Source organism: Herbiconiux sp. (assembly GCF_023264855.1).
In the GTDB taxonomy this organism is placed as follows: domain Bacteria; phylum Actinomycetota; class Actinomycetes; order Actinomycetales; family Microbacteriaceae; genus Herbiconiux.
The window spans coordinates 34,989-61,695 of record NZ_JAHFUW010000021.1 but is presented as its reverse complement, the minus strand read 5'-3'; the positions used below and the strand labels follow the sequence as shown (position 1 = coordinate 61,695).

Here is a 26,707-nt window from a genome sequence, read left to right as displayed (position 1 = left end):
AACCCGCCGGTCACCAACCCACCCGTCACCAACCCGCCCGTCACCAACCCACCCGCCACCAACCCACCCGCCACCAGCCCTCCGGTGACGAGCCCGCCGACCACCACGACCGCGTCGCCTACACCGGTACCGCCGGTCCCCGGTAACCGGGGCGGAGGCGGCGGGCAGCCGTCCGGCAGCCTCGCCTCGACGGGCCAAGGCCCGGCCCCGGTGGGAATCATCGCCGGCGCCGTCGCGGCACTCCTCCTCGGGGGCGCCATCCTGCTCCTCAAGATCCGCCGCAGAACGCAGTGACGGCGCGCGGCGCCGAGTGTGCATCCTGAGGATCAGGGTGCACCCTCGGCGCCGCGGAGGCCCCACCCCGGGAGAGCATGCACGACTGGCTCGATCAGGCGAGAACCGGCCGACCCAGCCCCGACGCCCGCGCCCGCCGGCGCTCGCTCACGAGGAAGACGATCAGCAGCACGATCCCGGTCCCGATGACGAGGTAACTGCTGAAGGCGGTGACCAGCGACAGCGGGTTCGACGTCGGGAACTCGCCGTGCAGGAAGATGCTCGGGTCGGTGGAGGCGTGCAGCAGGATCGGCCAGATGAGGTTCCCCGTCACGCGCAGGGCGAGGTACATGATGAGCCCGAAGAAGAAGGTGTACACCACCTGCAGCAGCGTGACACCCAGGCCCTGATCGCTCGTGAACACGTTCCCGAAATGCAATGCCGCGAACACTCCGGCGGAGACGAGCCCGACCGCGTACTCGGGGTGACCGGCCTTGCGCATCAGGTTCACGACGAACCCGCGCGTGACGATCTCCTCGGCGAAGCCGACGAACAGCCCGGTGAACAGCCACGACAACACCACGGCCGCGCCCGCCTTCGCGTAATCCAGGCTCAACAAGCTCGACACGTTGATGGCGAGCACCACGGCGATGCCGACCCACATCCATCCCCGCCCGCGAACGGTCTGCGGCGCGAACAGCTCCCGCAGCCATCCGATCGACAGGGCGAACAGCACCAGCAGGATGCTCGTGAGCACGATCGGCAGAGCGACGTCGAAGAAGACGTCCGTCGCGCTGCCCTCGGCACCGCGCACCGCGGTGTCGTCGGGGATCACCGCGTCGACGAGCAGCCCCACCAGCTGGTACACGCCGTAGTAGACGGCCGCGAGGATCAGCGCCTTCCACCATCCGCCGCGCTCCCAGAACCGCTTCCACCCCGACGTCGACGAATGATCGGTCACAGCTCTCCCCGTTCTGAGCCGCTCTGGATAGCCCTGGGAAAACCCTACGGCCCCTCCTCCGCACGCGCACCGCGGCGCCCCGCACAGCACCTCGCCGAGACGATCGGAGCACGATGAACGATGAAAATTGGCGGGGCCAGCAAAAGCCTCTTGACACACCCAGGCTAATGGCATTAGCTTTAGGCTATGAGCATTAGCCAAAAGGAGACCGTCATGACCGAGCACCTGACCCTCGACGAGGGAACCATCGCCTACGACCTCGTGGGCGAGGGCCAGCTGGTCGTGCTCGCGCACGGCATGGGCGACAGTCGCCACTCCTACCGCTTCGTGGTTCCGGCGCTCGTGGCTGCCGGCTACCGGGTCGCGAACGTCGACCTGCGCGGCTGCGGCGACTCGAGCACCGGATGGAGCGGCTACAGCCGCATCGACATCGCCGGAGACCTCGTCGCCCTCGTGCGCCATCTCGGCGGCCCGGCCGTGATCGTCGGCCAGTCGATCAGCGGCGGAGCCGCGACGATCGCGGCGGCCACGGCCCCCGAGCTCGTGGTCGGCCTGGTCGAGCTGGCGCCGTTCACCCGCGCGCAATCGGTCGACCTGGCCGGGCTGCTCCGCAACAGCGCGCACCGCAAGGGCACCGTGCAGCTGGCGAAGGTCATGCTGAGCGGCAGCCTGAAGGGGTGGCTCTCCTACCTCGACCTGGCGATCCCCGCGAAGCCCGCCGACTGGAGCGACGAGCGCGCCCGCATCGAGACGATCCTGAGCCGTCCCGAACGGATGCAGGTGCTGCGGTCGATGACGAAGACGAGCCCCGCCGAAGCCGGCGCGTACCTGCCGAACGTGCAGTGCCCGGTGCTCGTGGTAGAAGGCGGCAACGACCCCGACTGGGCCGATCCGAAGGCCGAGGGCGAGCGCATCCTCGCCGACCTCCCCGCAGGGCTCGGTGAGCTCGCCGTCATCGAGAGCGCCGGACACTACCCGCACACCGAGACGCCCGGCGAACTCGTCGAGCTGATCCTCCCGTTCCTCACCACGACGCTCGCGCGCGCCACGGGCGGCGACCGTGCCTAGGGCGGGACTGGATGCGGCGACGGTCACCGAGGCCGGCGCCGCGCTGGCCGACGAGATCGGGCTCGACCGCCTCAGCATGAGCGTCGTGGCCGAACGGCTCGGGGTGAAGCCGCCCTCGCTCTACAAGCACGTCGACAGCCTCGCCACCCTCACCCACCGCATCGCGATCCTCGGTGCCACCGAGGTGGGCGACGAACTCCGCGACGCCCTGCAAGGGGTCTCCGGCCGCGCTGCCCTCACGGCCGCCGCGCAGACGCTCCGCCGCTACGTCAAAGAGCACCCGGGCCGCTACGCCGCCACCACCGGCGCCCGCCCGATCGGCCCCGACGACCCGCTCGTCCCCGCAGTCGAACGCACCCTCACCTCTCTGGGAGCCGTCCTGAGCGGCTACGAAATCGACCCCGCCGACACGATCCATGCCCTGCGGATGCTGCGGAGCATCCTGCACGGATTCGCCACCCTCGACGCGGCCGACGGCTTCCAGATCGACACCGACGTCGACGAGAGCTTCGCCTGGATGATCGGCTTCATCGACCACGGCCTGCGCACCCCGGCCTCGGGAGTCTAGATCCGCGGAAGTCTCGCGAGATCAGAGGATCGCGCGGCTTGCGTAGAGGTCGCGGAGGAGCGCGATCTCGGCACCGTGGTGCAGGATCTCCTGGTTCTCCCACCACACGATCGTCGGGAACGTCTCCTCGGCGTCGCTGCCGTACGGGTAGCTGCTGAGCCCGGTGCGGTCGTAGTCGGAGGGATCGACGCCGAGCAGCACTCGCCGCCACTCGGCTGAGGCCTCGCGGAACCGCTCGATGGCACCGGCCGCATCCGATCGCGACTCGTACGTCGCCCGATCGAACGCGCGGTCGCCTCCGAGGTGGCTGGCCCGGCCCAGCAGCGTCTCGGAGACGTGATCGAGCCGCCAGGCGATCGTCGTGAACGGCGGCGGCCACGGGCTCTCGGGTGCGCCGTCCCGCCCCCACTCCCCCGCGCCGATGAGCTTCACGGCGCCCGGCCCCGGCCCGTCGCTTCGCTTCCGCACCGACCAGCACGCGTCGACCGGCTCCCAGAGGTACTCGGCATCCGTCAGCACCGGCACATCGACATCGCGACCGTCGCCCGAATTGCTGGTGGGGCCGGCGAGGCGAGTGAGAAGGCGCTCCGTCGCCCAGTCGTACTGCTCGAGCAAGGGAGCGAGGCGAGGATCGATGGTCATGGCGACGAGCCTAGGCTGCAACGACCGGAGACTGAAGGTCCGGTGGAATTCGGTGGATCATGAGCGAAGGCTCCATTTCGGAGGCGACCGTGGCGAAACCGATCAGAAATTCTCTTGTTCTTCTGTTTTTCTGAAGATCCGGGGGTGACAAGCTGTCTCCATGCCCCCACAGCGCCCCGGGCCCCTCGATGATGAGGAGATGCTCGATTCCCTCACCATCGGCCGCCGCATCCGTCAGCTGCGCAACGAACGCGGCTTCACCCTCGACGACCTCGGCGCCGCGATCGGCCGGGCCCCTTCCCAGGTGTCGGTGATCGAGAACGGCAAGCGCGAGCTCAAGCTCGGCGAGCTGCAGCGGTTCGCCAGCATCTTCGACGTGACGATCGACCAGCTGCTCTCCTCCGAACCGCCCACCCGCCGGGCCGCCCTGGAGATCGCGCTCGAGCGGGCGCAGCGCGGCCCACTGTTCGCTTCGCTGAACCTGCCCGCCCTGCCGGTGCGCAAGTCACTCAGCGACGATGCGATCGAGACGATCCTGGGCCTGCACCGCGAACTCGAACGCATCCACGGCGAGCGCGCCGCCACCCCCGAGGAGGCCCGCCGTGCCAACACCGAGCTGCGCCGCTCGATGCGCCAGCGCCACAACTACTTCGCCGAGCTCGAGCAGACGGCGGCCTCGTTGCATCAGGCCGTCGGCCACAGCGGCGGCCCGCTCTCGCAGCGCGTCGCCTCCGACCTGGCCAGCCATCTGGGATTCACGCTGCACTACGTGGGCGACCTCCCCGGTTCCACGCGATCCGTCACCGATCTGAAGAACGGCCGCATCTACGTGCCGCTGGGCCAGTCTCCGGATGCCGACCCGCGGTCGGTCGTGCTGCAGGCCCTGTCGTCGCACGTGCTGCGTCATGCCGAACCGCGCGACTACGCCGAGTTCCTGCAGCAGCGGGTGGAGACCAACTACCTCGCTGCAGCGCTGCTGATTCCCGAGGCGGGGGCGGTCGGCATCCTGACCCAGGCGAAGGATGCTCGTGAGCTGTCGGTCGAAGACCTGCGCGACGCGTTCGGCGTGAGCTACGAGACGGCCGCGCACCGCTTCACGAATCTGGCCACCGAGCACCTCGGCATTCCGGTTCACTTCTTGAAGGTGCACGAGTCCGGCACGCTGTCGAAGGCCTACGAGAACGACAGCGTGGCTTTCCCGACGGATGCGCTGGGCTCGGTCGAGGGGCAGACGGTGTGCCGCAACTGGAGCGCTCGGAGGGTGTTCGACGTGGAAGACCGCTTCAGCCCGTACCACCAGTACACCGACAAGCCGACGGGCACCTACTGGTGCACCTCGCGCATCCAGCCCTCGGCGCGCGGGCAGTTCTCGGTGTCGGTGGGCACGGCGTTCGCGCACGCGAAGTGGTTCCGGGGGCGGGACACCGCCAACCGGTTCACATCGACCTGCCCCGACGAGTCGTGCTGTCGGCAGCCGCCCGCCGCCCTCTCGGCCCGCTGGAGCGGCCAGGCGCATCCGTCGGCCCGCCTCAACTCCTCGCTGCACGCGGCGATGCCCACCTCGGGCTTCACCGGGGTCGACACCACCGAGATCTACGAGTTCCTCGACCGCCACGCGCCGGCGAACCCGTGACGCCGAACGTCACTGCAGGGCGGCGGACCCCTCCGCACGACTGCTCTGGCGGTCCTGCACGACGGCGTTGATCTCCGCGGCCGACAGCACGTGCTCGATCGCGAGGATCCCCGCGCCGAGGATGCCCGCGTTCGATCCCGACCGCGACTGGGCGATCTGGAGATCCCGCGTGGCGAGCGGGCTGGAGTGCGAGTAGACCTCCTCGCGGATACCGGCGAGCAGGCTCTCACCCGATTGGGCGAGCTGGCCGCCGACGACGATGATCGAGGGGTTCAGGATGCTGACGCAGGCGTTCAGCATCTCGCCGATGGCCCGTCCCGACTCCCGCACGTGGCGGGCGGCGTCGAGGTTTCCCTGCCGCACGAGGTCGACCACCTCGGCTCCGGTCTCGAGCTCGAGACCGTCGTCGCGCAGGGCGCGCACGATGGCCGGGGTGCCCGCGAGCGCCTCGAGGCACCCGGTCTTGCCGCATCGGCAGGCCAGCCCCGCAGCGCGCTGCACGAAGACGTGGCCGACGTCTCCGGCCCCACCCTTCGCGCCCCGGCGGAGCGTGCCGTCGGAGATGATGCCGGCGCCGATACCGGTGGCGGCCTTCACGAAGATGAGGTCGTCGGCATCCGGCCAGCTGAGCGCACGCTCGCCGAGGGCCATGATGTTCACGTCGTTGTCGACCAGAACCGGTACGTCGAAGCTCTGCCGCAGGTGGGCCGGCACGTCGAAGCCGTCCCAGCCGGGCATGATCGGCGGGCTCGTGGGGCGACCGGTCGCGTGGTCGACCGGGCCCGGCAGGCCGACACCCATGGCGACGACCTCGGCGGAGTCCCGCCGCAGCGATTCGAGCAGTGACGTCGCGAGCTCGACGACCACCTGGAGCACGGGGCGCGGCCCTTGGCTGACCAGCATCGCGACGGAGTCGTCGGCCAAGACGCTCCCGGAGAGATCGCAGATCCCGACGTGGATGTGTGTGGCGCCGACATCCGCCGACACCACCAGACGACCCGAGGGGTTGAACGCGATCCGCGCCGACGGCCGGCCCCCGGTCGAGACGGCGTCCGAGACCGCGGCGACGAGGTCGAGGCCCATCAGGTCGTCGATCCGCGAGATCACGGTCGGCCGGGAGAGACCCGTCATCGACGCGAGTTCGTTGCGCGTTCGCGGAACGCCGTCGCGGAAGATCTGGAAGAAATCTCCCGCGTCGTACACGGCCGAGGCCTTCCACCCACCCATCCGGCCCTCCCTTCGCTCCGCGACATCGTAGTCACAACTGACCTTTGCAAGCCAACGCCATAACTATATATGACTTTTTAGAGCTTTTATGATTTGACTTGACAAAAGTTCTGAACTGGCTGATGCTTCTTCTCGAGCCCGATCCCGCCACCGCGGTACCGACAGAGCAGCGGTTCGAGATCGCTCGCATCCGGTCAATGACGACTTCCCGAGAGGTGCACCACCATGAAACGCTCCGCCGCCATCAGCCTGGCCGCCCTGATCACCACTGCCCTGGCGCTAGCCGGATGCACGTCCGACTCCGCGCCGTCCGACTCCGCCGGCTCGACGGGCAACCCGCTCGCGAGCATGACGGCCGCCGACCTGGTTCCGCCAGCAATCGTCGGTCTGGGCCCGGACGGCGTGAAGTCCGGCAGCCTCGACGAGATCGACCTCACCGACGCCGAGGTCGCCCAGGCCAAGCAGGAGAAGTACCGCGTCGGCATCGTCATGCAGACCATGGACATCGAGTGGTCGACCGAGCAGGTGCGGGCCATCACCGACCGCCTGGCCGAGTACGACGCCGAGGTCATCGGCGTGGTCGACCCGGCGTTCGACGTGCAGACCCAGATCTCGGGCATCGAGAACATGATCCAGCTGAAGCCGGATGCCATCATCAGCATCCCCGTCGACGACACCGCGACCGCGGAGGCGTACCGCAAGATCGGCGCCGCCGGGATCAAGCTGATCATGATGGACAACGTCCCGAAGGGCCTGCAGTACCCCGCCGACTACCAGGGCATGGTGTCCTCCGACAATCAGGGCAACGGCGCGGTCTGTGCCGAGGCGCTGGCCGAGTACATCCCCGACGGAGGCACGGTGGGTGTGCTCGACTTCGGCGTGGACTTCTTCGTCACCAAGGAGCGGATGAAGGGCTTCGTCGACTGGATGGAGGCCAACCGGCCCGACATCACGATCAAGACCGCCGAGTTCCTCGACGCGGGCAAGTCGGGACAGGACGCCACCGACTTCCTCACGGCCAACCCCGACATCCAGGGCATGTTCACCGAGTGGGAGGTTCCCGCGGTCGCGATCGACCAGGCACTGCGGTCGCAGGGCAAGGACATCCCGATCACCGCCGTGAACATCGCCTCCGATGTGGCGGCCGACCTGGCCGGCGGCGGCAACATCAAGGCCCTCAGCGCCCAGGTGCCCTACGACCAGGGTCTGGCCGAGGCCGACATGGCCGTCAAGGTGCTGCTCGGCGGCTCCGTGCCCAACTGGCTCGCCTTCCCCGCCGTTCCGGTGCTGCAGAACAACGTGCTGGAGGCCTGGCAGCAGGTCTACCACCAGGACGCCCCGCAGCAGCTCGTCGACATCTGCGACGCCACCGACGGCTGCAACTGACCGACCGACATCCCCGACAGCTCGACAACCACCGACACCCACTGAGATCAAAGGAGAAACCGACGTGGACATCATCGCCGACCACAACGGAGTGCCCGCCAAGCACGGACGCGCACTCGTCAACGGAGTCCGACTCCACTACTCCGTCGCGGGCGAGGGCGAGCCCCTCTTCCTGCTGCACGGTGTGCCGAAGACCTCGTACCACTGGCGCCGGGTCATCCCCCTCCTCACGCCGTACTACACCGTCATCGCTCCCGACCTGCGCGGTCTCGGCGACTCCGAGCACCCGGCGGGCGGCTTCGACATGAAGAACATGGCAGAAGATATCGCCCAGCTGGCCACCCACCTCGGCTACGAGCAGTTCTACCTCGCCGGCGAGGACTGGGGGGCCTCGACCGCCTACCAGGTGGCGGCCCAGTACCCCGAGCGCGTCAAGAAGCTGATCTACCAGGAGATGATCCTGCCCGGCTTCGGCCTCGAGGACTACTCCTTCCTCACCCGCGAGAACGTGAGCACCTACGTGTGGCTCTGGCACATCAACTTCTACAGCGTGCCCGACTTCCCCGAACTGCTGATCACAGGCCGGGAGAAGGAGTACTTCAACTACTTCATGAAGCACGAGACGCACAACCCGCAGGCGATCACACCGGATGCGCTGGACGAGTACGTGCGCTGCTACTCCTCGCCGGGCGGCCTGCGGAGCATGTTCGAGATCTACCGCGCCACCCTCGACGACGCCGATCAGAACAAGGAGTCGGCCAAGACGAAGCTGACGATGCCGGTGCTGGCCGTCGGCAGCGAGTACTTCATCGGCGACGACAACGAGCGCCAGATGCGCGAGGTCGCCGAAGACGTGCGCGCCGTGATCCTCCCCTGGGGCCACCAACTGGCCGAGGAGGATCCCGAAGCGCTGGCGGCCGCCTACCTCGACTTCCTCGGCCGCGGGGAATGATCCGACGAATGACCGCACACGACGAATGACTGCACAGGAGAGCACGACCATGAAACTGGGATACCCGACCATCACCTGGGGCGGCGTCACCGGCACCCCCGGCGGTGTCACGAGCGTCAAGGACCTGTTCTACCGCACCAACGGCGACACCGCGGCGGCGTTCCGCGACATCGCCGAGGTCGGCTACACCGGCACCGAGGTGTTCGACGGCAACCTGCTCGACTTCGAGGAGAACCCGCAGGAGTTCCATTCCCTCCTGCGTACCTCGGGGCTCGAGCTGGTGAGCGTCTACACCGGTGCGAACTTCGTCTTCCCCGACATCCTGGAGGACGAGTTCAGCAAGATCGAGCGCTCGGCCGAGCTCGCGCAGAAGTTCGGCGCGAAGCGGCTCGTGTTCGGTGGCGGAGCGCAGCGCGCCGGCGGCGCCCACCCCGACGACATCAAGCGGCTCGCCGAGGGCCTCGACCGGGGCGCCCGGGTGGCGGCCGATCACGGCCTGGAGGCCAGCTACCACCCGCACCTCGGCACGCTCGTCGAGGGTCCGGATGCGCTGGCCGAGCTGATGGAGATCTCCACCATCGCGTTCTGCCCCGACACGGCGCACCTGGCCGCGGGCGGCGGCGACCCGGCGGCGATCATCGATCGCTACGCCGACCGCCTCGCCCACGTGCACCTCAAAGACCTCGACCGGAAGACCCTGCGGTTCCTGCCGCTCGGTGAGGGCGACCTCGACTTCCCCGAGATCCTCCGGGCCATCCGCGATGCCGGCTACGACAGCTGGCTGATGGTCGAGCTCGACTACTACGACGGCGACCCGAAGGATGCCGCGCGCATCAGCCTGGACTACCTCACGACGCTCCTGGGCTGACCCCGAGCGCCATCTCCTCCTTTCCTCCCCCTCTGCACCTCCTCACCACAGAAAGCTGAACCCGATGAAACGCAGCATGAAAGGCCTGCTGGCCACGACGGCCCTGGCCGCCTCCCTCACCCTCCTCGTCACCGGCTGCACGTCGGACTCCCCCGCCTCCACGGGCGCCGGTGGCGAGGCGGTCGTCGTCGATGCGGCGGCGATCACCCCCGCCGAGATCGTCGGCCAGGGCAAGAACGGCGAGGTGCCGGTGACGGTCGACGACCTCCAGCTCACCGACGATGAGAAGGCCAAAGTCGCCGCAGGCGACTTCTCCGTGGGCATCTCGATGAACACGATGGACATCGACTGGTCGCGACTCACGGTGGAGGGCATCCAGGACACCCTCGACGACCTCGGCGTGAACGTCATCGGCGTGACCGACGCCAAGTTCGACGTGCAGCAGCAGATCTCCGACCTGGAGAACCTCATCACCCAGCGCCCCGACGCGATCATCAGCATCCCCACCGACGACGTGGCGACGGCCGAGACCTACAAGAAGGTCGCCGCCGCCGGGATCAAGCTGATCTTCATCCACATGCCGGCCAACGGCCTGGTCTACCCCACCGACTACCAGGCCGTGATCGCGCCCGACAACCAGGGCAACGGGCAGATCGCCGCCGCGGCACTCTCGGAGTACATCCCGCAGGACGGCGTGGCCGGCATCGTCGACTACGCGGTGGACTTCTACACCACCAACCAGCGCACGCTGCGGGTGAAGCAGTGGTTCGCCGAGAACCGCCCCGACGTGACCATCAAAGACGTGGGGTTCACCGACACCAACGGCGTCGGCTCCGTGACCGCGAACTTCATGACGGCCAACCCGGACGTCGACGGACTCTTCGTGATCTGGGACTCTCCGGCCATGCAGTCGGTGGCATCGCTCCGCAACGCCGGAGTCACCGTTCCGATCACCACGATCGACCTCGGCACCGAGGTGGCCGTCGACATGGCCAGCGGTGGCTACATCAAGGCCGTCGGCGCCCAGGAGCCCTACAGCCAGGGAGTCGCCGAGGCGCTGGCCGCGTCCAAGGCGCTGATCGGGGCCGAGACGCCCGCCTGGGTGGCCCTGCCCTCCGTGGCGGTCACCCCGTCGAACCTGCTCGAGAGCTACCAGTCGATCTTCCACACGGATGCCCCGGCCGAGGTTGTCGCCGCCTGCGACGCCTCGAAGCTCTGCGGCTAGCGTGCGCCGGCATCCGCTCATCGAGACGAACACCCGCACACCGAGAAAGGAGAGGAAGACGTGACCACGGACACCCAGTCGGCACCCCCGCCGGCATCACCGGAGGAACCGCTCCTCGTCGCCCGAGGGGTCAGCAAGGCCTTCAACGGGGTCTACGCCCTGAAGGATGTGGACTTCGACCTGCGCGCCGGCGAGGTGCACGCGCTGCTGGGCCCGAACGGCGCCGGCAAGTCGACACTCATCAAGATCCTCGACGGCGTGCAACCGCAGGACGAGGGCTCGGTGCAGGTCGACGGTCGCGAGCGACGTTCTTCTGACATCGCCACAGTGTTCCAGGAACTGAGCCTCATCCCCGGCCTCTCCGTGGCGAAGAACATCTTCCTGGGCAACGAGCTGCGAAATGCGCTCGGCCTGGTGAAGACCAAGGAGCAGAACCGGATCGCCTCCGAGCTGATCGAGCGGCTCGGCCTGCACCTCTCGCCGGAGGAGAGCGTGGAGAACCTCTCGGTCGCCTCCCGCCAGCTGGTGGAGATCGCGAAGGCCGTGCACCGGGATGCGCGGGTGCTGGTGCTGGACGAACCGACCTCGACCCTCACCAAGGGCGATCAGCTGTTGCTGTTCGAGAGCATCCGGGACATCCAGAAGTCGGGCGTGGGCATCATCTACGTCACGCACCGCCTCACCGAGGTGTTCGAGCTGGCGGACCGGGTCACGATCATCCGCGACGGCCAGCGTGTGCTCACCTCCGACGTGGCCGGCATGGAGATGTCGACCCTGGTGCGTGAGATCACCGGCGCCGACGACGACGTGCCGGAGCCCTCGAAGAGGCGCTTCGACGAGTTCGCCCATCCGGAGACGGTCGTCACCGACCGCTCCGGGCCGAAGCTCGAGGTCACCGGCCTCACCGGCGACCGGTTCTCCGACATCAGCATCTCGGCCGGCGCCGGACGCATCGTCGGGATCGCGGGGCTGATCGGATCGGGCCGCACCGAGCTGCTCGAGACGATCGCCGGAGTGCGCAGGAGCACCGCCGGCCGCATCACGCTCGACGGCAAGGTGGTGCGGTTCTCGCATCCGTGGCAGGCCCTGGCGGCCGGCGTGGCCCTGGTGCCCGAAGACCGGCACCGCTCGGGGGTCGTGCTGCAGCAGTCGATCCAGCGCAACCTCTCGCTGGCGCACTACAAGGCCGTGAGCAAGGGCGGGTTCGTCGACAACCGGTCGGCGGTCGCGCTCGTGAAGGGGCTGGTCGACACGCTGCAGATCAAGACGGCGTCGATCACGAGTCCGGTGCAGTCGCTGTCGGGAGGCAACCAGCAGAAGGTCGTCTTCGCGAAATGGCTGCAGCCGGGCATGCAGGTGCTGCTGCTCGACGAGCCCACGCAGGGGGTCGACGTGCGGGCCAGGCAGGAGATCTACCGGGTCATCCGCCGCTTCGCCGAGGAGGGCTCGGCCATCGTCGTGGTCTCCTCCGACTTCGTCGAGCTGCACGAGCTGTGCGACGAGATCTCGTTCATGACCTCGACCGGGATGAGCGAACCGGAACCGGTGACCGAGAGCGTCACCGATCAATACATCTATTCCAAACTCAACGAAAGGGTGGTTGCGAGCCATGAGCGCGACAACCAGTAGTGTCAGCCGGCCCAGGTGGCGCGGCCGCTCGGCCGGCGACTTCATCCGGGAGTACTTCGTCTACATCGCGCTCGTCGCGTTGATCGTCTTCTTCTCGATCGCCTCGCCGTACTTCCTGACGCCCGACAACTTCGCCAACATCGGCCGGCAGACCGCCACCGTGTCGATCGTCGCCGTGGGCATGACCTTCGTCATCATCACCGGCCAGATCGACCTCTCGGTGGGCAGCGTCTTCGCTCTCTGCGGGATGGCGGCCGCTATGGTGATGCAGTACGTGTCGAACTTCTGGCTGCTGGGAGCGCTGGCGGCCGTCGCGGTCGGCATCGTCTTCGGCTTCGTGAACGGCTTCATCACGGCGAAACTGGGGGTACCGAGCTTCCTGGTCACCTTGGGAATGCTCGGCGTGGCCCGCGGGATCGCGCTGCTGATCACCGACACCCGTCCGGTGCTCATCTCGAACCCCACCTACTTCCAGGTGTTCGGCGAGAGCCGCATCCTGGGCATCCCGATCGCCGTGGTCTGGACGATCGCCATCGTCGTCCTCGGCGTCCTGGTGCTGCACAAGAGCGTGTTCGGGATGCGCACCTTCGCGACCGGCGGCAACCCCCAGGCGGCCCGGTTCACCGGCGTCAAGACGAAGAAGACGGTCATCATCGGCTTCGTCATCACCGGCGCCCTCGTCGGACTCGCATCGCTGCTGTTCACCGGCATCGCCCACGCGGCCCGACCCGACATCGGCAGCGGCCTCGAGCTCGACGTCATCGCGGCCGTGATCCTCGGTGGAGTCAGCCTCTTCGGCGGCCGGGGTACCGTCATCGGCGCCCTGGCGGGATCGTTGATCATCGGCATCATGAACAACGGACTCGTGCTGATGGGCGTCAGCTCGTCGGTGCAGCAGATCATCAAGGGCATCATCATCATCGGCGCCGTCTCGCTGAGCAAGAAGTGACCCCCGTCTTCAAAGGAGAGAACACCATGAGCACCCCCGAACCCGGCACCACCGCCTTCTTCACCGTCCGGCAGAACGAGTCCGGCGCCTGGAGCTTCGTCGACCCGCAGGGCGAGCCCTTCGTGTCGCTGGCCCTCAACCACCTCGACGACAGCGACCTGCGCTACCCGCACAACGCGGAGGTCTTCGAGAAGAAGTACGGCTCCCGCAAGCGATGGACCGAGGGCGTCGTGCGCGACCTCGAAGACCTCGACTTCAACACCATCGGCTGGACCTGTCAGTACATCAGCGGCGGCTGGGGCGAGGCGCTGGACTGGTTCGGCGACCCGGTCGACCTGGGCCACTCCTCCCCCTGGCCCGATGAACACCTGCTCGACGCCGGCCTCCCCTACGTGGTGCAGCTGCGGGTGCAGGAGATCGAGGACTGGAACGGGCACCCCGCGTTCCGCGACGTGTACGGCGAGGACTTCCAGAAGTACGCCGACTGGGTCGCCCGCCGGATGGTCTCCGACCACAAGAACAGCCAGAACCTGATCGGGTACTTCCTGGTCGACATCCCCGCCTGGCTCCCGCACGCCGCCGGCCGGTTCTGGCCCGGCTTCGAGGGCCTCTCCCCGGAGGAGCACGACGCGAAGCTGTTCGAGGTGGCCACGCAGTACTACAAGACCGTCACCGAGGCGATCCGCCGCTACGACCCGAACCACCTCATCCTGGGCGACCGCTACAACGGCAACAAGGGCATCCCCGAGGCGGTGCTGCGTGCGATGGTGCCGTTCGTCGACGTGCTGTCGGTGCAGTACTTCACCGGCAAGACCGACGCCGAGTACGCCACGATGATCTCCGACCTGCGCGGCTGGCACGAGCTCACGGGCAAGCCCGTCGTGATCGCCGACATCGGCAACTGGGTTCCCACCGAGCTGAACCCGCACCGCACGAGCGACATGCAGACGCAGGCGGAGCGCGGCGAGGACTACAAGAACGGCCTCGCCACCGTGATGGCCGAGCCGTGGATCATCGGCTGGCACTGGTGCGGCTACATCGAGAACCTCGGCCGCGGCTGGGGTATCAAGGACCCCCAGGACGAGTTCTACACCGACATGACCGACCGCATCCGCGAGGCCAACGAGGCCGCCCAGGCGACCGTCACCGAACGCTGAACAGAAAGAGCATCATCATGAAAGAAATCACTGTCGGCCTCATCGGAGGCGGCTTCATGGGCAAGGCGCACTCGCTGGCCTACTCCGGCGTCCCGATGTTCTTCTGGCCCTCCGAGTTCCTGCCCGTGAAGCGCACCATCGCCGAGGCCACGCCCGAGCTCGCCGCGGATGCCGCCACCCGGTTCGGTTTCACCGGATCGACGAGCGACTGGCGCTCGATCGTCGACGACCCGGAGATCGACGTCGTCGACATCGCGACGCCGAACAACCTCCACCCCGAGATGGCGATCGCGGCCCTCGCGGCCGGGAAGCACGTCATCTGCGAGAAGCCGCTCGCCCACACGCTCGACGACGCGGCACGGATGTATGCGGCCTCGCGCGAATCCGGCTCGGTGAACATGGTGGCCTTCAACTACCGGCGCACGCCGGCGGTGGCGCTGGCCAAGAAGTACATCGAGGAGGGCGCGATCGGCGAGATCCTGAACCTGCGCGGCACCTACCTGCAGGACTGGTCGGCCGACCCCGACTCCCCGCTCTCCTGGCGGTTCAAGAAGTCGGTCGCCGGCTCGGGCGCCGTGGGCGACATCCTGAGCCACGTCATCGATCTGGCCCACTACCTCGTGGGCTCGATCAGCGATGTGACGGCATTGACGAAGACCTATATCGCCGAGCGGCCGGCGCAGTCGGGCGGATCGGATTCGCTCGGCGCGTCGCGGAACGCCGGGGCGGCCAAGGAGGCCGTCGACGTCGACGACGAGGTGCTCACCATGGTCAAGTTCGCCAACGGCGCGGTCGGGTCTCTCGAGGCGACCCGCAACGCGTGGGGCCGCAACAACTTCATCACGCTCGAGATCCACGGCACCGAGGGCTCGATCTACTTCAACTACGAGAACCGCGACGAGCTGCAGGTGTGCTTCCGCTCCGACGGCGACGACCGGCGCGGGTTCCGCACGGTCTACACCGGGCCGAACCACCCCAACGGTTCGGCATTGTGGCCCATCCCGGCCCTCGGTATCGGGTACGGCGAGACGAAGATCATCGAGGCGCACGACTTCTTCACCGCCATCGCGGAGGGCGGCTCCGTGCGGCCCGACTTCGGCGACGGCTACCAGGTCGCGCTCGTGGAAGACGCCATCCTGCGCAGCGCCGAGACCGGTGCCTGGACGCCGGTGCCGCAGCTCGACCGGGCCAGCGGCACCCTCCAGGGCGAGTAACCGACCTGACGGCGCCCTCCCGGGGTTCCCGCCCGACGCGGGAACCCCGGCCCCCCATCCCTCGAAGAGAAGGCAGCAACACGTGAGCACCCCCTTGAGAGCCGGCATCGTCGGTGGCGGCTTCATGGCCGAGGTCCATGCCCGCGCGGTGCGCGCCGCCGGTCACGAGGTGCGCGGCATCGTGAGTTCCTCCGCTGCCAGCACCGACCGCGCCGCGGAACGGCTGCGAATTCCGATCCGGTTCGCCTCCCCCGGCGAGTTGATCGAGTCCGACCAGGTCGACGTCGTGCACATCTGCACCCCGAACAACCTCCACCTCGCGCAGGCCGGCGCCGTCATCGAGGCGGCCAAGGCGGTCGTCTGCGAAAAGCCGCTCGCCACGACGGCGGCGGATGCGCGCTCCCTGTACGACGCGGCGGATCGGGCCCAGGTCACGACCGCGGTGCCCTTCGTCTACCGGTACTACCCGGCGATCCACGAGATTCGTGAGCGGATCACGGCGGGCGACGCCGGTGAGCTCCTCCTGATCCACGGCTCGTACCTGCAGGACTGGCTGGCCGCTCGCACCGCCACCAACTGGCGGGTCAGCTCGCAGGACGGCGGCCCGTCGCGGGCATTCGCCGACATCGGCGTGCACTGGTGCGACCTCATGGAGTTCGTGACCGGGCACCGGATCACGCGCGTCAGCGCCCGCCTCATCACCTCGTACAGCCGACGGGGCGGATCGGATCGCCCCGTCGGCAACGAGGACGCATCGCTGGTGATGTTCGAGACCGATCGAGGCGCCGCAGGATCGTTGACGCTCAGTCAGATCTCCCACGGCCGCAAGAACCGCCTGTGGTTCTCGTTCGACGGCACGGAGGGCTCCTACGAGTTCAACCAAGAAGACCCGAACTCCTTCTGGATCGGCGGTCTCGACCGGAACAGCACGATCATCAGCGGGAACACGGGAATGCGGAGCGCCGACAGCCAGCGCCTGTCCCTGCTTCCCGCCGGCCATCCACAGGGCTATCAGGATGCGTTCAACGCCTTCATGTCGGATGCCTACGACGCGGCGCAGGGCGCCTCGCCCAGTGGCCTGCCGACCTTCGCCGACGGCTACCGCGCCGCCTCACTCACCGACGCCGTGATCCAATCGTCTGTGACGGAGAAGTGGGTCACCGTCCCATCACCCGACACCGCCCCGAGCCCGGCCGGGTTCGCACACATTCCCTGAGGAGCAACTATGACGACGACATCCGGCAGCGACGGCGACTCGACCCCGGTCACCCTGTTCACTGGTCAGTGGGCCGATCTCCCCTTCGACGAGGTTGCTCGGCTGGCCGCGGACTGGGGCTACGACGGTCTGGAGATCGCGGCATCCGGAGACCATCTGGATCTGAAGCGTGCGGATGAAGACCCCGCCTACCTGCAGAGCCGCCTGGACGTGCTCGAGCACCATGGGCTGAGGGTCTGGGCGATCTCGAACCACCTCACCGGTCAGGCCGTCTGTGACGACCCGATCGACTTCCGGCACAAGTCGATCTTGCGCCCCTACACCTGGGGTGACGGCGATGCGGAGGGTGTGAGGCAGCGGGCGGCGGAGGACATGAAGCGGGCGGCGCGGGTGGCCCGCCGACTCGGGGCGGACACGGTCGTCGGCTTCACCGGGTCGAAGATCTGGCCGTACGTGGCGCAGTTCCCGCCCGTCCCCGCCTCGGTCATCGACGAGGGCTACGAGGACTTCGCCGACCGCTGGAACCCGATCCTCGATGTCTTCGACGACGAGGGCGTACGGTTCGCGCACGAGGTGCACCCCTCGGAGATCGCCTACGACTACTGGACGAGCGTGCGTACGCTCGAGGCGATCGGCCACCGCGCGGCCTTCGGCTTCAACTGGGACCCCTCGCACATGATGTGGCAGGGCATCGACAGCGTCGGCTTCATCTCCGACTTCCGCGACCGCGTCTACCACGTGGACTGCAAGGACACGCGGTTGCGGCCTGCCAACGGCCGGTCCGGCGTGCTCGGCTCGCATCTCGCCTGGGGCGACCCGCGGCGCGGCTGGGACTTCGTCTCGACCGGCCGCGGCGATGTGCCCTGGGAAGACGCGTTCCGCGCGCTGCGCTCCGTCGGCTACGCCGGCCCCATCTCGATCGAGTGGGAGGACGCCGGCATGGACCGCCTGCATGGCGCTCCCGAGGCACTCGAGTTCGTCCGCTCTCTGATCTGGAGAGCCCCGCAAGCGTCATTCGACTCCGCGTTCTCGCAGCAGGACTGACCTTCTCGCAGCAGCTCTCCGTCGTGCTGCCCGATCGGCCTGCAGCGACGCCGAGCGCCCCACCGGCGAGAAACGCCCATTCCGAGAGACTCGTGTGCCATCGCTGATTGCGAGGAAACCATGTGATGTCGCCGCCGTCATCCGAGCCGCCCGGGAAGACGCCGGGCCGCCCCAGGCCGACCTGGCCGAGTGGCTCGCCTTGCGTGATTACACGGTGTTGCACCCGTTTCACGGTGAACATGCATCGCGGGTACCGTCAGCACGTCCTGCTGAGTGAACCGTTCACGGCCCTGCCCGGGCGGCGACCTGCATCCGATCGGGTCTCCAACTTTCTCGGTGGCTACGTGCCCGAGGGCAGTCACCGAGAGCAGATGGCGGCCACGCCCCGCATCGACAAGGACGATCAGTTCGCGCTCCTGAGCGAATTCGGCGGATCGATCGCCGGCGCCGTGACTCTGCGCCCGTCAGACGAGGACACCAAGGCCTCTCACCGCTACGAGACCCTCACTGACGCACAGCTCTCCGCCCGGCTGAAGCAGGCCCAGGGTGACAGCGATCAAGGCATCCCCGACGATAGCCGTTCAACATTCCCGGCCACAGCCATCTCCTCGCCCGCGAAATCGACCTTTCGCGTTAGGACAGCCGGATTCGCACTGCCGGCCGTACCACGCACCTCGCCATCGAGCGACTCGACCGTGAGCTCGACGGGGAACGCGTCCTCCTCCACCATCAGGAGGACCTGGTGCGGGCCCTCGGCCTCGATCGGCCCATCGGGAACCGAGGTCTCCCTGGTGTACGACGCGATGCCCGACCTGTTTCGGGACGGGCTCATCAACTGGAACCTCGCCTTGGCGATCGATGGGATCTTCGATCATCGCCGGATATCGGTGGAGCGGCTGCTGGCCGAAGTCGCCTCGTGGAGCGTGCTCTCGCGATCCCGAGCATCCGCCATCGTGGCGGAAACGCTCACATCGCTGGACGCCGCACTGGGGTCGATCGAGCCGCCGCGCGGATCGCCACCGCGCATGGCAGAGCGGTTGCGGTGGAACACCACTCGGCTGTTGAGCGGATCGGAGATCAGCTCGCCGATGGCTGAGTCTCCGGAGCTCAGCGCGACTCAAAGCAAGACAGAGACTTCACTCCCCGAGGGCTACGCCGAGAGCGTCGGCGCGACGACGGCAGTTCGGGTCGGCAGCGCGATCAAGGAGAGGAGTGCCGTGAGGGCCGAGGCGCCGAGCACGATCCACGCCACCGCGGAGGTGCCGGCGGCACCGACGACCGCGCCCGCCGCGAGGGTGCCCGCACCGACTCCGAGGGTCATGGCGCTGACGACCCAGCCGTTCGCCTCGGTGAGGGCGGCGGCGGGGCTGAGTTGCGAGATCCGCTCGAAGACCTGGCCCAGGGTCGGCGGGAGCATCAGGCCGGAGATGCCGGCGGCGGCGACGTACGCCCACATGGGAAGCGCGGTCGCGGCGAGCGGGAGGTAGCCGAGGGCGAGAAGCGCGCCGCACACGGTGAGGAGGCGGGCCGGTGTGGACCCGAGGGGACGGATGCCGACGACGGTGGCGCCGACGAGGGCGCCGACCGCGTTCACGGCGAGGATCCACCCGGCGAGTCCCTCGCTCATGCGAGCCGCCTCGGAGGCGGTGGCGACGATGGTCAGCGCACCGACGGGCACGCCGATGCCGAACGTGAACACGGCGACCCGCGCGACAGCCGGAATGAGGATGGGCGAGCGGACGCCGGGGTGGGCGGCACCTCCACTGCGGCGCTGGGCCGAGGCCGCGCGCGGCGCAGGGTTGAGGATGAAGGCGAGCGCGCCGACCAGGCCGAGCCCACCCGCGAACAGCAGGTTACCCACCGGACCGAAGACCGCGATGCCCACGACGGTGAGCAGCGGTCCGAGGATGAAGATGATCTCCTGGGCGCCGGCATCCAGACTGAACGCCGCCTTCAGCTGCGGGCCAGGGGCCACGAGTCGCGGCCACAGGGCCCGGAGGGCCGGCTCGAGCGGCGGCGTGAACATCCCGGCGGCCGCGGCGAGCGCCACCGCCAGTCCCGGCAGCGGTTCGAGCGTCAGCGCCATGCCGGTGAAGGCGAGAAAGCTCAGGATGCCGCTGACGGCCAGAACGGCGACCTGCCCGACGCGGTCGATGAGCCGGCCGAGAAGCGGCTGCCCCACCGCGCCGGCGACCACGTAGACCGCGGTGATGAGCCCGGCGAAGCCGAAGTCGCCGCTCGTGGAGCGCACGAGCTGCACGAGCGCGAGCGCAGCCATCGCACCGGGAAGACGACCCAGCAGCGAGGTGGACAGGAGGTACCCGGTGTGCCTGGTGCGCAGAACCGCGACCACTGGGTAAGACGAGCTTGTCATACAGGCTAGTCTGACACATTCATATGTTTTGATTGTCCCGTGTCCGTTCTGCAGGGGTCCATCACCGCACGTCCCGGAGTTCCGTTGCGGGTGGAGGTCTACGACCGGATCGCCGGCGCCATCCGGTCCGGCGCGCTGCCGCCGGAATCGCTCCTGCCGAGCGAGAGCGAAGTGGGTGACGCGATGGAGGTCAGTCGCACTGTGGTGCGCGAGGCGCTGCTGCTGCTGGAAGAGGACGGCCTGCTGCGGTCACGCCGGGGAATCGGCCGCGTGGTCTCCGGCGACCTCCCTGCCGTGGGCTTCGAGCGCCTGCGTTCGATGGAGTCGATTCTGGGCATCCGATTTCCCGACCTCGCCGTTCACCGCACCGAGGTGACGCTGCAGCAGGAGTCGGCGTCATTCATCGCGGAAGGACTCGGGATCACGCCGCAGTCGTCGAGCTGGTTCATCGAGTCGGTGCTGTCGCCGTCCGGCGACGGTGAGCCCCTCGCCCTGGTGCAGGAGCATCTGCCGGCCGGCCGGAGTCTCCAGTCCTTCGGAACCCAGGCGCAGAGACTGGTGGAGAGCGCCGACCCCGGGCGAACGCTTCTCGGCAGCCTGACGGCAGAACTCGGTGCGGCCGTCGGCGGCGGACGGTCGGAAGTCACCGTCGGCACCCCAGGGGTCGTGCGCGCCAAGCTGCTGCAGATCCGGCCGTCGTCGCCCGTTCTGATCGTGACGCAGACGATCCACCTGGGCTCGCGGCCGCTGTACCTGTCGAAGGTCATCCTCCGCCCGGAGGCCGGCCCGCTCGAGATCGGGCACTCGCACGGGCGGAGTCGCGCACCCGAGTGAGCATCCCAGGAGGTGGCATCGATGGCGATCGAGCTCAGAGCGGACCGAGCGCGTCCTCGACCGCGACGTGCAGCTCCAGGCCCTCCAAGATCTCGAGGAGTTGCCGCTCTTCGTAGCGGAAGTGGTTCTCCATGATCGCCGCCACGCCCTCCACATGACGGCTGAGCTCGGCCGGCGACGCCATCCGCTCGACGGCATCGCGCAGACCGCCGAGCAGGTGGCCGATCATCGAGTGGTCCCTTTCGAGCGCCCTCAGCACGGGCGCCAAATCGGGACGAGCCTCTTCGATAGCCGGGAACAGGGCGCGGTCTTCGCCCCGGTGGTGGCCATCCAGAGCCGCGCAGAAGCCGTGGCAGTAGATGAGCAGATCGCGTCCGGCCTGCGCCGGAGACCCGCCATCGCCCAAGGCGTCGCGAGTGATCCGCAGAGCCTCGCGGATGCGCGTGTGCACCGCGCGGAGTTCGTCGCTCCAGGCGATGAGCCTGGTCGTGTCGCACTCAGTCACGCGACGACGAAGGGAGTGACGCACGCATCAGTGATCCTTCGGTTCGGCGCCTCCATGCCTGACACGGACTGCCACCGGCACGCGACGCTGCCACGATTGTAAAACAGGATCGGGCGAACATCCACCCTGAGACGCGCATCGCGATGCTCGAGCTCCTCGCCGTCGCCGTCGCCGTCGCCGTCGCCGAGTAGATCGTCTCGGGGCGCGCTGCGCGCCCACCGCGGAACACTGGTCGACTCCTGATCGGAATCGGCGACCCTGCGCTACTCGGCGGCGAGAGCCCGGTCGAGCCATTCCGTCAGGAGGTGGCGCTCCGAGGCGCTGAGCGCCGTGAGCGAGGGTGCGATCGCCCGGAAGGCGACCGTCGCCGCGAGCGTGTCGTCGGGATCGCGCGCGGGTGGGTCGGTGAGGATCTGCGCCAGCACGGCCTCGAACATGGCCTCCCCCAGGCCGGGGTCGCGCTGCTCGGGCGGGGTCGCGAGGAGTGTCTGGATGGTGCCGACGCCGCCCGCCTGCACGAGGCCCATGGCGCGCTGCTCGCTGACCCGGAGGCGGCCGGACTCGGCGACGCGGCGGATCCGCTTCTCCAGCACGCGCCGACCCGCAGCCGCCGAGGGCGAGGTCAGCACGCGGCCGGGCTCGCTCAGCAGGCGGAAGATGTCGGGGTTCGCCAGGCCGAACTCCCGCTGCGTCTGCCAGCCGGCTCGCAGGTCGTCGAGCGGGTCGATGCCGTCGGCGGCGGCCGCGTCGACGATGCCCGCCTTCGCCTCCACGTAGGTGGTCATCACGTGTTCGGCTACCGCTTCGAGCAGGCCGTCCTTGTCACCGAAGAGGCGGTAGATGGCGGGCGGCTGCACCCCCGCACCGATGGCGACCGCACGCGTGGTGACCGCCGTCGGCCCCTGCTCCTTGAGCAACTGCGCAGCGGCCTCGATGATGCGCGCTCGACTGCTCCGGCGGGTGTCGAGGGCGTCATCCATGTATCAACGGTAACACTCGGTTGGTAACAGTGTGATTCCAGTGATACTGTCGTGATGATTCCATCGATAACACGAAGAGAGCAACCATGATCATCGTCACCGGCGCCACGGGCGCCCTCAACGGAGCAACCGTCGACCACCTGCTCGAGCGGATCGCCGCCAGCGAGATCGCGGTCGTCGCCCGCGACGTCGCCAAGGCTCAGCGCTTCGCCGACCGGGGCGTCGAGGTTCGCTACGGCGACTATGCGGATGCCGCCTCGCTGCCCGCCGCCTTCGACGGCGCCGAGCAACTGCTGCTGGTGTCCTCGAGCGATCCGGCTGCGGATGCGGTCACCCTCCATCGCACCGCCATCGACGCCGCGGTCACCGTCGGCGCAGGCCGCATCCTGTACACGAGCCATCAGGGCGCCGCGCTCGACACCCCGTTCGGGCCCGGCCGCGACCACGCCGCGACCGAGCAGCTGCTCGCCGACTCGGGCGTCGCGTGGACGTCGTTGCGCAACGGCTTCTACGCCCACAGCCTGAGCTGGCTCACCGGCCCGTGGCGCGAGTCCGCCGTCATGGCGGTGCCCGCCGACGGGCCCGTGTCGTGGACCTCGCGCGGCGATGAGGCGGAGGCCGCCGCGATCGTCATCGCCTCGGACGGCGCCTACGACGGCCCGGTCACGCTCACCGCCGCATCCGCCCCCACGCTCGACGACGTCGCCGTGATGGCGTCGGAGATCGCCGGCCGCTCGATCGCACGGGTCGTCGTCGACGACGAGGAATGGGTCGCGAGCCAGGTCGCCGCCGGGCGCCCGGAGATGATGGCCCGCTTCACGCTCGGTATGTACCGGGCCGCGCGCGAGGGCTTCTTCGCCGGCGTCGACCCGCTGCTCGGCACGCTCCTCGGTCGCGAGCCGCGGTCGGTGCGAGCCGCGCTGGAAGCCGGACCGGTGCACTGACGACGGCCTGCGGTTCGAGCGGACACCGCCGGATGGACGACGCCGCGGCCCGGCCGAGCGTTCGCCGTTCAACACCAGTAGGGTGATGCTCGACACGGGCCGGACCGCGCCGGCTCGAGAAGGAGGGCAGCCGTGAAACGACCTGGTGGAGTCACCCTGGTGGCGGTGATCGTCTGGATCTCCGGCGCGCTGCAGGTGATCGGCGGCGTCATCGGCCTGATCACCGCCTCGACGACGGCCGAGGTGAACGGCGTGCCCGCTTCGGTCGGAACACTCACGGCCACCGCCATCGTGGCGATCGTGCTCGGCGTGATCACGATCGTGGTCGGCGCCGCTCTCCTGCGGGGCAGCCAGATCGCCCGGGTGCTGACCACGATCGTGCTGGCCCTCAACCTGGCGAGCGCCGTCTACCTCCTCATCGCCGTGCCGACGAGCGTCTGGCAGGGTCTGCTCAACGGGCTCCTCGCCCTGCTCGGCATCATCCTGCTCTACACCCGCAGCGCGAACGCCTACTTCCGCCGCTGACGACCCGAGGGCCCGACGGCAAGGCACGGGCTGATGCCCGTGGCGGTGATCAGTTCTCGAGCTGCCAGCCGTCATAGGATCCCTGGCGGACGGTCGCGGTGAGCGATGTGAAGCGCGTGCGCGCTGCGCTCACCTCGAGCGCGCCGAGACCCACTACGTCACGCTCGAGGATGATCATCCAGCGCGATCCCGAATCGTCGGGGCCCACGAATCGCAGCTCCCAGGAGTCCTGCACGGCGGCGAGGGCCAGTATCCGGGCTCCAGGCTCGTCGGCGCACGACAGGAACACCTCCCACGTTCCGGACGCACCGGCGCCCGGCGCACCCGTGCCGCCGCGCCTGGTGAGTCGCCGAAGCATCCGCTCGTCGATCGCGGCCTCGTCGGCTGCCGCGTGTGCGGCCCGGGCGGCGGCGGTGGAATGGGGGGCGACGCGGTGCAGCCGGGAGCCGCGACTCCTGGGGCTGACCCACGTTCGCGTCTTCTCGCTGTACAGGGCGACCACCGCCGAGCGTCGGCGCTCGGTCACCCCCGCCATCACGGCGGCCGCCGGCATGAGGATCGCGGCGGCGAAAAGCACAGCGAGCCAGACATCCGATCGCAGGCCGGCCACGCCCGCACCGACGACCACGGCGGGCACCGCCGCCAGAGTGATCCACCATCCGATGCACGCAGCCCTCAGCGACCGGTACTCCTCGATACTCACCGGCTCCACGGGGCTCCAGATCCGCACCCACAGCCTCAGGCGTCCGCCCCCGTCGTGGTCCAGCACGGAGAAGGTCGACCGCACGAGACGACCGTCCTCACCCCGCCGGATCGTTCCCACGGGGTAGTCGGCGGCCATGAGCGTGCGCACGAAGCGCGGCGCGGGTTCCCGCTCAACCCTCACGCCGTACTGCGCGGGACCCGGATCCACAGGCTCCTCGGCGACCGGCATCGGCTCAGCCTCAGCCTCAGCTTCGGCGAGAAGGTTCCGGAGGCGGATGCGCAACCCGTCCAGCCGCGCGTTCAGCGCGCGATCGCCGAAGCCCATCCGCACCTCCGAGAGGCCGTACCGCCCGTCGAGGCGGTAGCGCAGCACGGCGTACACCTCGACCTCACCGGCGATCACGCGGCGACGGTCGTGCTCGAGAGCCCTCTCCCAGCTCGGAAGCTCGTACTCGCGAACCATCGCGATGATCTCCGCCAGTGTCGCGGCGACGGCGGCCGCCCGCTCCGCCGAAGCATCCGCCGGCGTGCCGGACTGCTCATCCCCCATGACCAGCACCCTAGCGCTCCCCGGATCGCGAGTCGCGGCGTCGCGCCGTCAGGTCTGGCGCGCGGCGAGGGCGGCCCGCCTGAACACGTCGAAGGCCTCGTTGCGCACGCGCACGAGGCCGAGGTCGGCCCCGCGCACCAGGTCGACGATGCCGAACTCGAGCATCCAGTCGTCGGGCTTCAGTTGGTCGAAGCGGTAGAGCCAGTCGACCATCGAGAAGAACGGGAACCAGGTGAATCCGATGATCGGGTGCCCCTCCGCCCGCAGCGTGGCGAGCACCTCTCCCGACTCGCGCATCCACTCGATCTTCTCGGCGGGAGTGCCCACCAGCGACGTCTCGGTGACGGCGATCGGGATGCCGTAGCGGTCGGAGTACAGCGAGATGAGGGTGCGGAGACCACCGCCGTCGTTGCGCACCGGAGTGAGCCTGCCGTCGATGAACTCGCCCGTGGTGAAGTGGGGGTAGTAGTTCACGCCGATCACGTCGGGCGTGACCGCGTTGTCGCGGAACCACTGCAGCTCCGCCTCCGTGACCCCGTGCGACGTCAGCCACGGATGCAGCGGAGCGTCGGCGTCGAACCGGCCGGTGATGAGGTCGAGGGCGATGAAGCGGCGCTCCTCGAGCAGCTCGCGGGAGAGCAGCGGCGACTCCCCCGCGCCTCTATACAGAAAGCCGGCGTCGACGTGCACGAAGGTGGCCTCCGAATGCACCGCGGCGATCTGCTGCTGCGTGAGCACCATGCCGCGCGCCAGCTGCATCGTGACCTTGATGAAGCCGTCGTGGCCCGAGAGATACGGCGGCCACTTGGCGTTCTCGCCGCACCACTCGGCATTGACCACCGGTTCGTTGAGAGGCGTGAAGTCGGTGAAGACGTCACGGTAGCGCTCGGCGACCGCGCGCCCGTACGACGCCACCCGCTCGGGGTAGGAGGCGTTGATGAACGAGTTGTCGAGCCACAGCGGGGTGCCGTAATGCATGAGGTCGACGATGCAGCGCAGCTTCAGCTCGCGCATCCGCTCGGCGACCTGGTCGAGCCACGACCAGTCGAACTCCCCCGGCCGCGGTTCCACGAGGTACCAGGGGATGCCCCAGCGCACGAACTCGGCCCCGCTCTCGGCCACCAGGTCGAGGTCGTCGCGCCAGCGGGCGTAGTGCTGGGTGAGCTCGTACTCGTCGAGCTTGCGGTGGCCGACGGCCTCCTGCGGAATGAAGGTGTCTTCGATGCCCACGCCGTAGTGCAGGCGGTCTTCGAGGTACCAGGGGGTGTCGCTCACGCG

The 26,707-nt window shown here is 68.6% G+C and carries 26 protein-coding genes and 1 pseudogene; 18 read left to right on the top strand and 9 right to left on the bottom strand.

Features of this window, described 5'->3' with window-relative positions; genetic code table 11:
• Positions 1–294, top strand: a 294-nt coding sequence (locus tag Q0D75_RS10495; RefSeq protein ID WP_291052882.1) for an LPXTG cell wall anchor domain-containing protein, incomplete at its 5' end; no start/stop codon positions are given.
• A gap of 94 nt (positions 295–388) precedes the next feature.
• On the opposite strand, the gene Q0D75_RS10490 is transcribed toward Q0D75_RS10495, so the two are convergent.
• Complete coding sequence (locus Q0D75_RS10490) at positions 389–1,234, bottom strand: CPBP family intramembrane metalloprotease (RefSeq protein ID WP_291052879.1); 846 nt, start codon at positions 1,232–1,234, stop codon at positions 389–391.
• A gap of 213 nt (positions 1,235–1,447) precedes the next feature.
• On the opposite strand from Q0D75_RS10490, the gene Q0D75_RS10485 reads away from it, so the two are divergent.
• Positions 1,448–2,302 carry an alpha/beta hydrolase gene (locus Q0D75_RS10485; RefSeq protein ID WP_291052876.1) on the top strand — a complete coding sequence of 285 codons (855 nt, stop codon included), beginning with the start codon at positions 1,448–1,450 and terminating at the stop codon, positions 2,300–2,302.
• A complete protein-coding gene (locus Q0D75_RS10480) occupies positions 2,295–2,870 on the top strand; it encodes a TetR/AcrR family transcriptional regulator (protein WP_291052873.1) in 576 nt (191 codons plus the stop codon). The genes Q0D75_RS10485 and Q0D75_RS10480 overlap by 8 nt, the downstream gene beginning before the upstream one ends.
• 21 nt (positions 2,871–2,891) lie before the next feature.
• Here Q0D75_RS10480 and Q0D75_RS10475 read toward each other — a convergent pair whose 3' ends face one another.
• A complete protein-coding gene (locus Q0D75_RS10475) occupies positions 2,892–3,512 on the bottom strand; it encodes a DinB family protein (protein ID WP_291052870.1) in 621 nt (206 codons plus the stop codon).
• Positions 3,513–3,711: 199 nt separating this feature from the next.
• Here Q0D75_RS10475 and Q0D75_RS10470 point away from each other — a divergent pair, with 199 nt between their 5' ends.
• Positions 3,712–5,145, top strand: a complete 1,434-nt coding sequence (locus Q0D75_RS10470) for a helix-turn-helix transcriptional regulator (RefSeq protein WP_291052867.1) — start codon at positions 3,712–3,714, stop codon at positions 5,143–5,145.
• A gap of 9 nt (positions 5,146–5,154) precedes the next feature.
• Here Q0D75_RS10470 and Q0D75_RS10465 read toward each other — a convergent pair whose 3' ends face one another.
• Entirely contained in the window at positions 5,155–6,372 is a 1,218-nt protein-coding gene (locus tag Q0D75_RS10465) for an ROK family protein (protein ID WP_291052864.1), read from the bottom strand.
• Positions 6,373–6,597: 225 nt separating this feature from the next.
• Between Q0D75_RS10465 and Q0D75_RS10460 the strand changes: the two genes are divergently transcribed.
• From Q0D75_RS10460 to Q0D75_RS21035, 11 genes and pseudogenes are all read left to right on the top strand, one after another.
• Complete coding sequence (locus tag Q0D75_RS10460; protein ID WP_291052862.1) at positions 6,598–7,758, top strand: substrate-binding domain-containing protein; 1,161 nt, start codon at positions 6,598–6,600, stop codon at positions 7,756–7,758.
• A gap of 64 nt (positions 7,759–7,822) precedes the next feature.
• Positions 7,823–8,710, top strand: a complete 888-nt coding sequence (locus Q0D75_RS10455; protein ID WP_291052859.1) for an alpha/beta hydrolase — start codon at positions 7,823–7,825, stop codon at positions 8,708–8,710.
• 49 nt (positions 8,711–8,759) lie between these two features.
• Positions 8,760–9,578: a sugar phosphate isomerase/epimerase family protein gene (locus Q0D75_RS10450; protein WP_291052856.1), complete on the top strand. Its 819-nt coding sequence runs from the start codon at positions 8,760–8,762 to the stop codon at positions 9,576–9,578.
• Between the two features lie 64 nt (positions 9,579–9,642).
• On the top strand, positions 9,643–10,803 hold the full coding sequence (locus Q0D75_RS10445; RefSeq protein ID WP_291052854.1) for a substrate-binding domain-containing protein: 1,161 nt from the start codon (positions 9,643–9,645) through the stop codon (positions 10,801–10,803).
• Between the two features lie 60 nt (positions 10,804–10,863).
• Positions 10,864–12,432, top strand: coding sequence for a sugar ABC transporter ATP-binding protein (locus tag Q0D75_RS10440; RefSeq protein WP_291052852.1), 1,569 nt, complete (start codon positions 10,864–10,866; stop codon positions 12,430–12,432).
• A complete protein-coding gene (locus tag Q0D75_RS10435) occupies positions 12,413–13,381 on the top strand; it encodes an ABC transporter permease (RefSeq protein ID WP_291052849.1) in 969 nt (322 codons plus the stop codon). The genes Q0D75_RS10440 and Q0D75_RS10435 overlap by 20 nt, the downstream gene beginning before the upstream one ends.
• Positions 13,382–13,407: 26 nt before the next feature.
• Positions 13,408–14,538 (top strand): agarase, encoded by a 1,131-nt coding sequence (locus Q0D75_RS10430; protein WP_291052848.1) that lies wholly within the window; start codon positions 13,408–13,410, stop codon positions 14,536–14,538.
• A gap of 17 nt (positions 14,539–14,555) precedes the next feature.
• Positions 14,556–15,752: a Gfo/Idh/MocA family oxidoreductase gene (locus Q0D75_RS10425; RefSeq protein WP_291052846.1), complete on the top strand. Its 1,197-nt coding sequence runs from the start codon at positions 14,556–14,558 to the stop codon at positions 15,750–15,752.
• Between the two features lie 82 nt (positions 15,753–15,834).
• The gene (locus Q0D75_RS10420; RefSeq protein WP_291052843.1) at positions 15,835–16,968 is read left to right on the top strand and encodes a Gfo/Idh/MocA family oxidoreductase; all 1,134 of its coding nucleotides are present in this window, start codon (positions 15,835–15,837) and stop codon (positions 16,966–16,968) included.
• A 9-nt stretch (positions 16,969–16,977) separates the two neighbouring features.
• A complete protein-coding gene (locus Q0D75_RS10415) occupies positions 16,978–18,012 on the top strand; it encodes a sugar phosphate isomerase/epimerase (RefSeq protein ID WP_291052841.1) in 1,035 nt (344 codons plus the stop codon).
• A 125-nt stretch (positions 18,013–18,137) separates the two neighbouring features.
• Positions 18,138–18,458, top strand: a pseudogene (locus tag Q0D75_RS21035) (HipA N-terminal domain-containing protein); the annotation flags it as partial.
• 110 nt (positions 18,459–18,568) lie between these two features.
• Here Q0D75_RS21035 and Q0D75_RS10410 read toward each other — a convergent pair.
• Both Q0D75_RS10410 and Q0D75_RS10405 read right to left on the bottom strand, forming a co-directional pair.
• Positions 18,569–18,844 (bottom strand): hypothetical protein, encoded by a 276-nt coding sequence (locus Q0D75_RS10410; protein ID WP_291052838.1) that lies wholly within the window; start codon positions 18,842–18,844, stop codon positions 18,569–18,571.
• Between the two features lie 318 nt (positions 18,845–19,162).
• Positions 19,163–20,386, bottom strand: a complete 1,224-nt coding sequence (locus Q0D75_RS10405; RefSeq protein WP_291052835.1) for an MFS transporter — start codon at positions 20,384–20,386, stop codon at positions 19,163–19,165.
• A 39-nt stretch (positions 20,387–20,425) separates the two neighbouring features.
• Here Q0D75_RS10405 and Q0D75_RS10400 point away from each other — a divergent pair, with 39 nt between their 5' ends.
• Positions 20,426–21,220 carry a GntR family transcriptional regulator gene (locus tag Q0D75_RS10400; RefSeq protein WP_291052832.1) on the top strand — a complete coding sequence of 265 codons (795 nt, stop codon included), beginning with the start codon at positions 20,426–20,428 and terminating at the stop codon, positions 21,218–21,220.
• 34 nt (positions 21,221–21,254) lie between these two features.
• Here Q0D75_RS10400 and Q0D75_RS10395 read toward each other — a convergent pair whose 3' ends face one another.
• Positions 21,255–21,671, bottom strand: a complete 417-nt coding sequence (locus Q0D75_RS10395) for a hemerythrin domain-containing protein (RefSeq protein WP_291052829.1) — start codon at positions 21,669–21,671, stop codon at positions 21,255–21,257.
• 317 nt (positions 21,672–21,988) lie between these two features.
• On the bottom strand, positions 21,989–22,705 hold the full coding sequence (locus Q0D75_RS10390) for a TetR/AcrR family transcriptional regulator (protein ID WP_291052826.1): 717 nt from the start codon (positions 22,703–22,705) through the stop codon (positions 21,989–21,991).
• Positions 22,706–22,791: 86 nt separating this feature from the next.
• Between Q0D75_RS10390 and Q0D75_RS10385 the strand changes: the two genes are divergently transcribed.
• Both Q0D75_RS10385 and Q0D75_RS10380 read left to right on the top strand, forming a co-directional pair.
• Positions 22,792–23,649, top strand: a complete 858-nt coding sequence (locus Q0D75_RS10385) for an NAD(P)H-binding protein (RefSeq protein ID WP_291052823.1) — start codon at positions 22,792–22,794, stop codon at positions 23,647–23,649.
• A 132-nt stretch (positions 23,650–23,781) separates the two neighbouring features.
• A complete protein-coding gene (locus tag Q0D75_RS10380; RefSeq protein ID WP_291052821.1) occupies positions 23,782–24,174 on the top strand; it encodes a hypothetical protein in 393 nt (130 codons plus the stop codon).
• A gap of 49 nt (positions 24,175–24,223) precedes the next feature.
• On the opposite strand, the gene Q0D75_RS10375 is transcribed toward Q0D75_RS10380, so the two are convergent.
• Complete coding sequence (locus Q0D75_RS10375; protein WP_291052820.1) at positions 24,224–25,429, bottom strand: hypothetical protein; 1,206 nt, start codon at positions 25,427–25,429, stop codon at positions 24,224–24,226.
• 48 nt (positions 25,430–25,477) lie between these two features.
• A complete protein-coding gene (locus Q0D75_RS10370) occupies positions 25,478–26,704 on the bottom strand; it encodes a family 1 glycosylhydrolase (RefSeq protein WP_291052818.1) in 1,227 nt (408 codons plus the stop codon).
• Positions 26,705–26,707: the final 3 nt, after the last annotated feature.

Coding starts and splice junctions, on each gene's coding strand:
- Q0D75_RS10485 (WP_291052876.1), top strand. CDS start 1,448: ATGACCGAGCACCTGACCCTCGACGAGGGAACCATCGCCTACGACCTC.
- Q0D75_RS10475 (WP_291052870.1), bottom strand. CDS start 3,512: ATGACCATCGATCCTCGCCTCGCTCCCTTGCTCGAGCAGTACGACTGG.
- Q0D75_RS10470 (WP_291052867.1), top strand. CDS start 3,712: ATGCTCGATTCCCTCACCATCGGCCGCCGCATCCGTCAGCTGCGCAAC.
- Q0D75_RS10465 (WP_291052864.1), bottom strand. CDS start 6,372: ATGGGTGGGTGGAAGGCCTCGGCCGTGTACGACGCGGGAGATTTCTTC.
- Q0D75_RS10460 (WP_291052862.1), top strand. CDS start 6,598: ATGAAACGCTCCGCCGCCATCAGCCTGGCCGCCCTGATCACCACTGCC.
- Q0D75_RS10450 (WP_291052856.1), top strand. CDS start 8,760: ATGAAACTGGGATACCCGACCATCACCTGGGGCGGCGTCACCGGCACC.
- Q0D75_RS10445 (WP_291052854.1), top strand. CDS start 9,643: ATGAAACGCAGCATGAAAGGCCTGCTGGCCACGACGGCCCTGGCCGCC.
- Q0D75_RS10435 (WP_291052849.1), top strand. CDS start 12,413: ATGAGCGCGACAACCAGTAGTGTCAGCCGGCCCAGGTGGCGCGGCCGC.
- Q0D75_RS10430 (WP_291052848.1), top strand. CDS start 13,408: ATGAGCACCCCCGAACCCGGCACCACCGCCTTCTTCACCGTCCGGCAG.
- Q0D75_RS10425 (WP_291052846.1), top strand. CDS start 14,556: ATGAAAGAAATCACTGTCGGCCTCATCGGAGGCGGCTTCATGGGCAAG.
- Q0D75_RS10415 (WP_291052841.1), top strand. CDS start 16,978: ATGACGACGACATCCGGCAGCGACGGCGACTCGACCCCGGTCACCCTG.
- Q0D75_RS10410 (WP_291052838.1), bottom strand. CDS start 18,844: ATGAGCCCGTCCCGAAACAGGTCGGGCATCGCGTCGTACACCAGGGAG.
- Q0D75_RS10405 (WP_291052835.1), bottom strand. CDS start 20,386: ATGACAAGCTCGTCTTACCCAGTGGTCGCGGTTCTGCGCACCAGGCAC.
- Q0D75_RS10390 (WP_291052826.1), bottom strand. CDS start 22,705: ATGGATGACGCCCTCGACACCCGCCGGAGCAGTCGAGCGCGCATCATC.
- Q0D75_RS10385 (WP_291052823.1), top strand. CDS start 22,792: ATGATCATCGTCACCGGCGCCACGGGCGCCCTCAACGGAGCAACCGTC.
- Q0D75_RS10375 (WP_291052820.1), bottom strand. CDS start 25,429: ATGGGGGATGAGCAGTCCGGCACGCCGGCGGATGCTTCGGCGGAGCGG.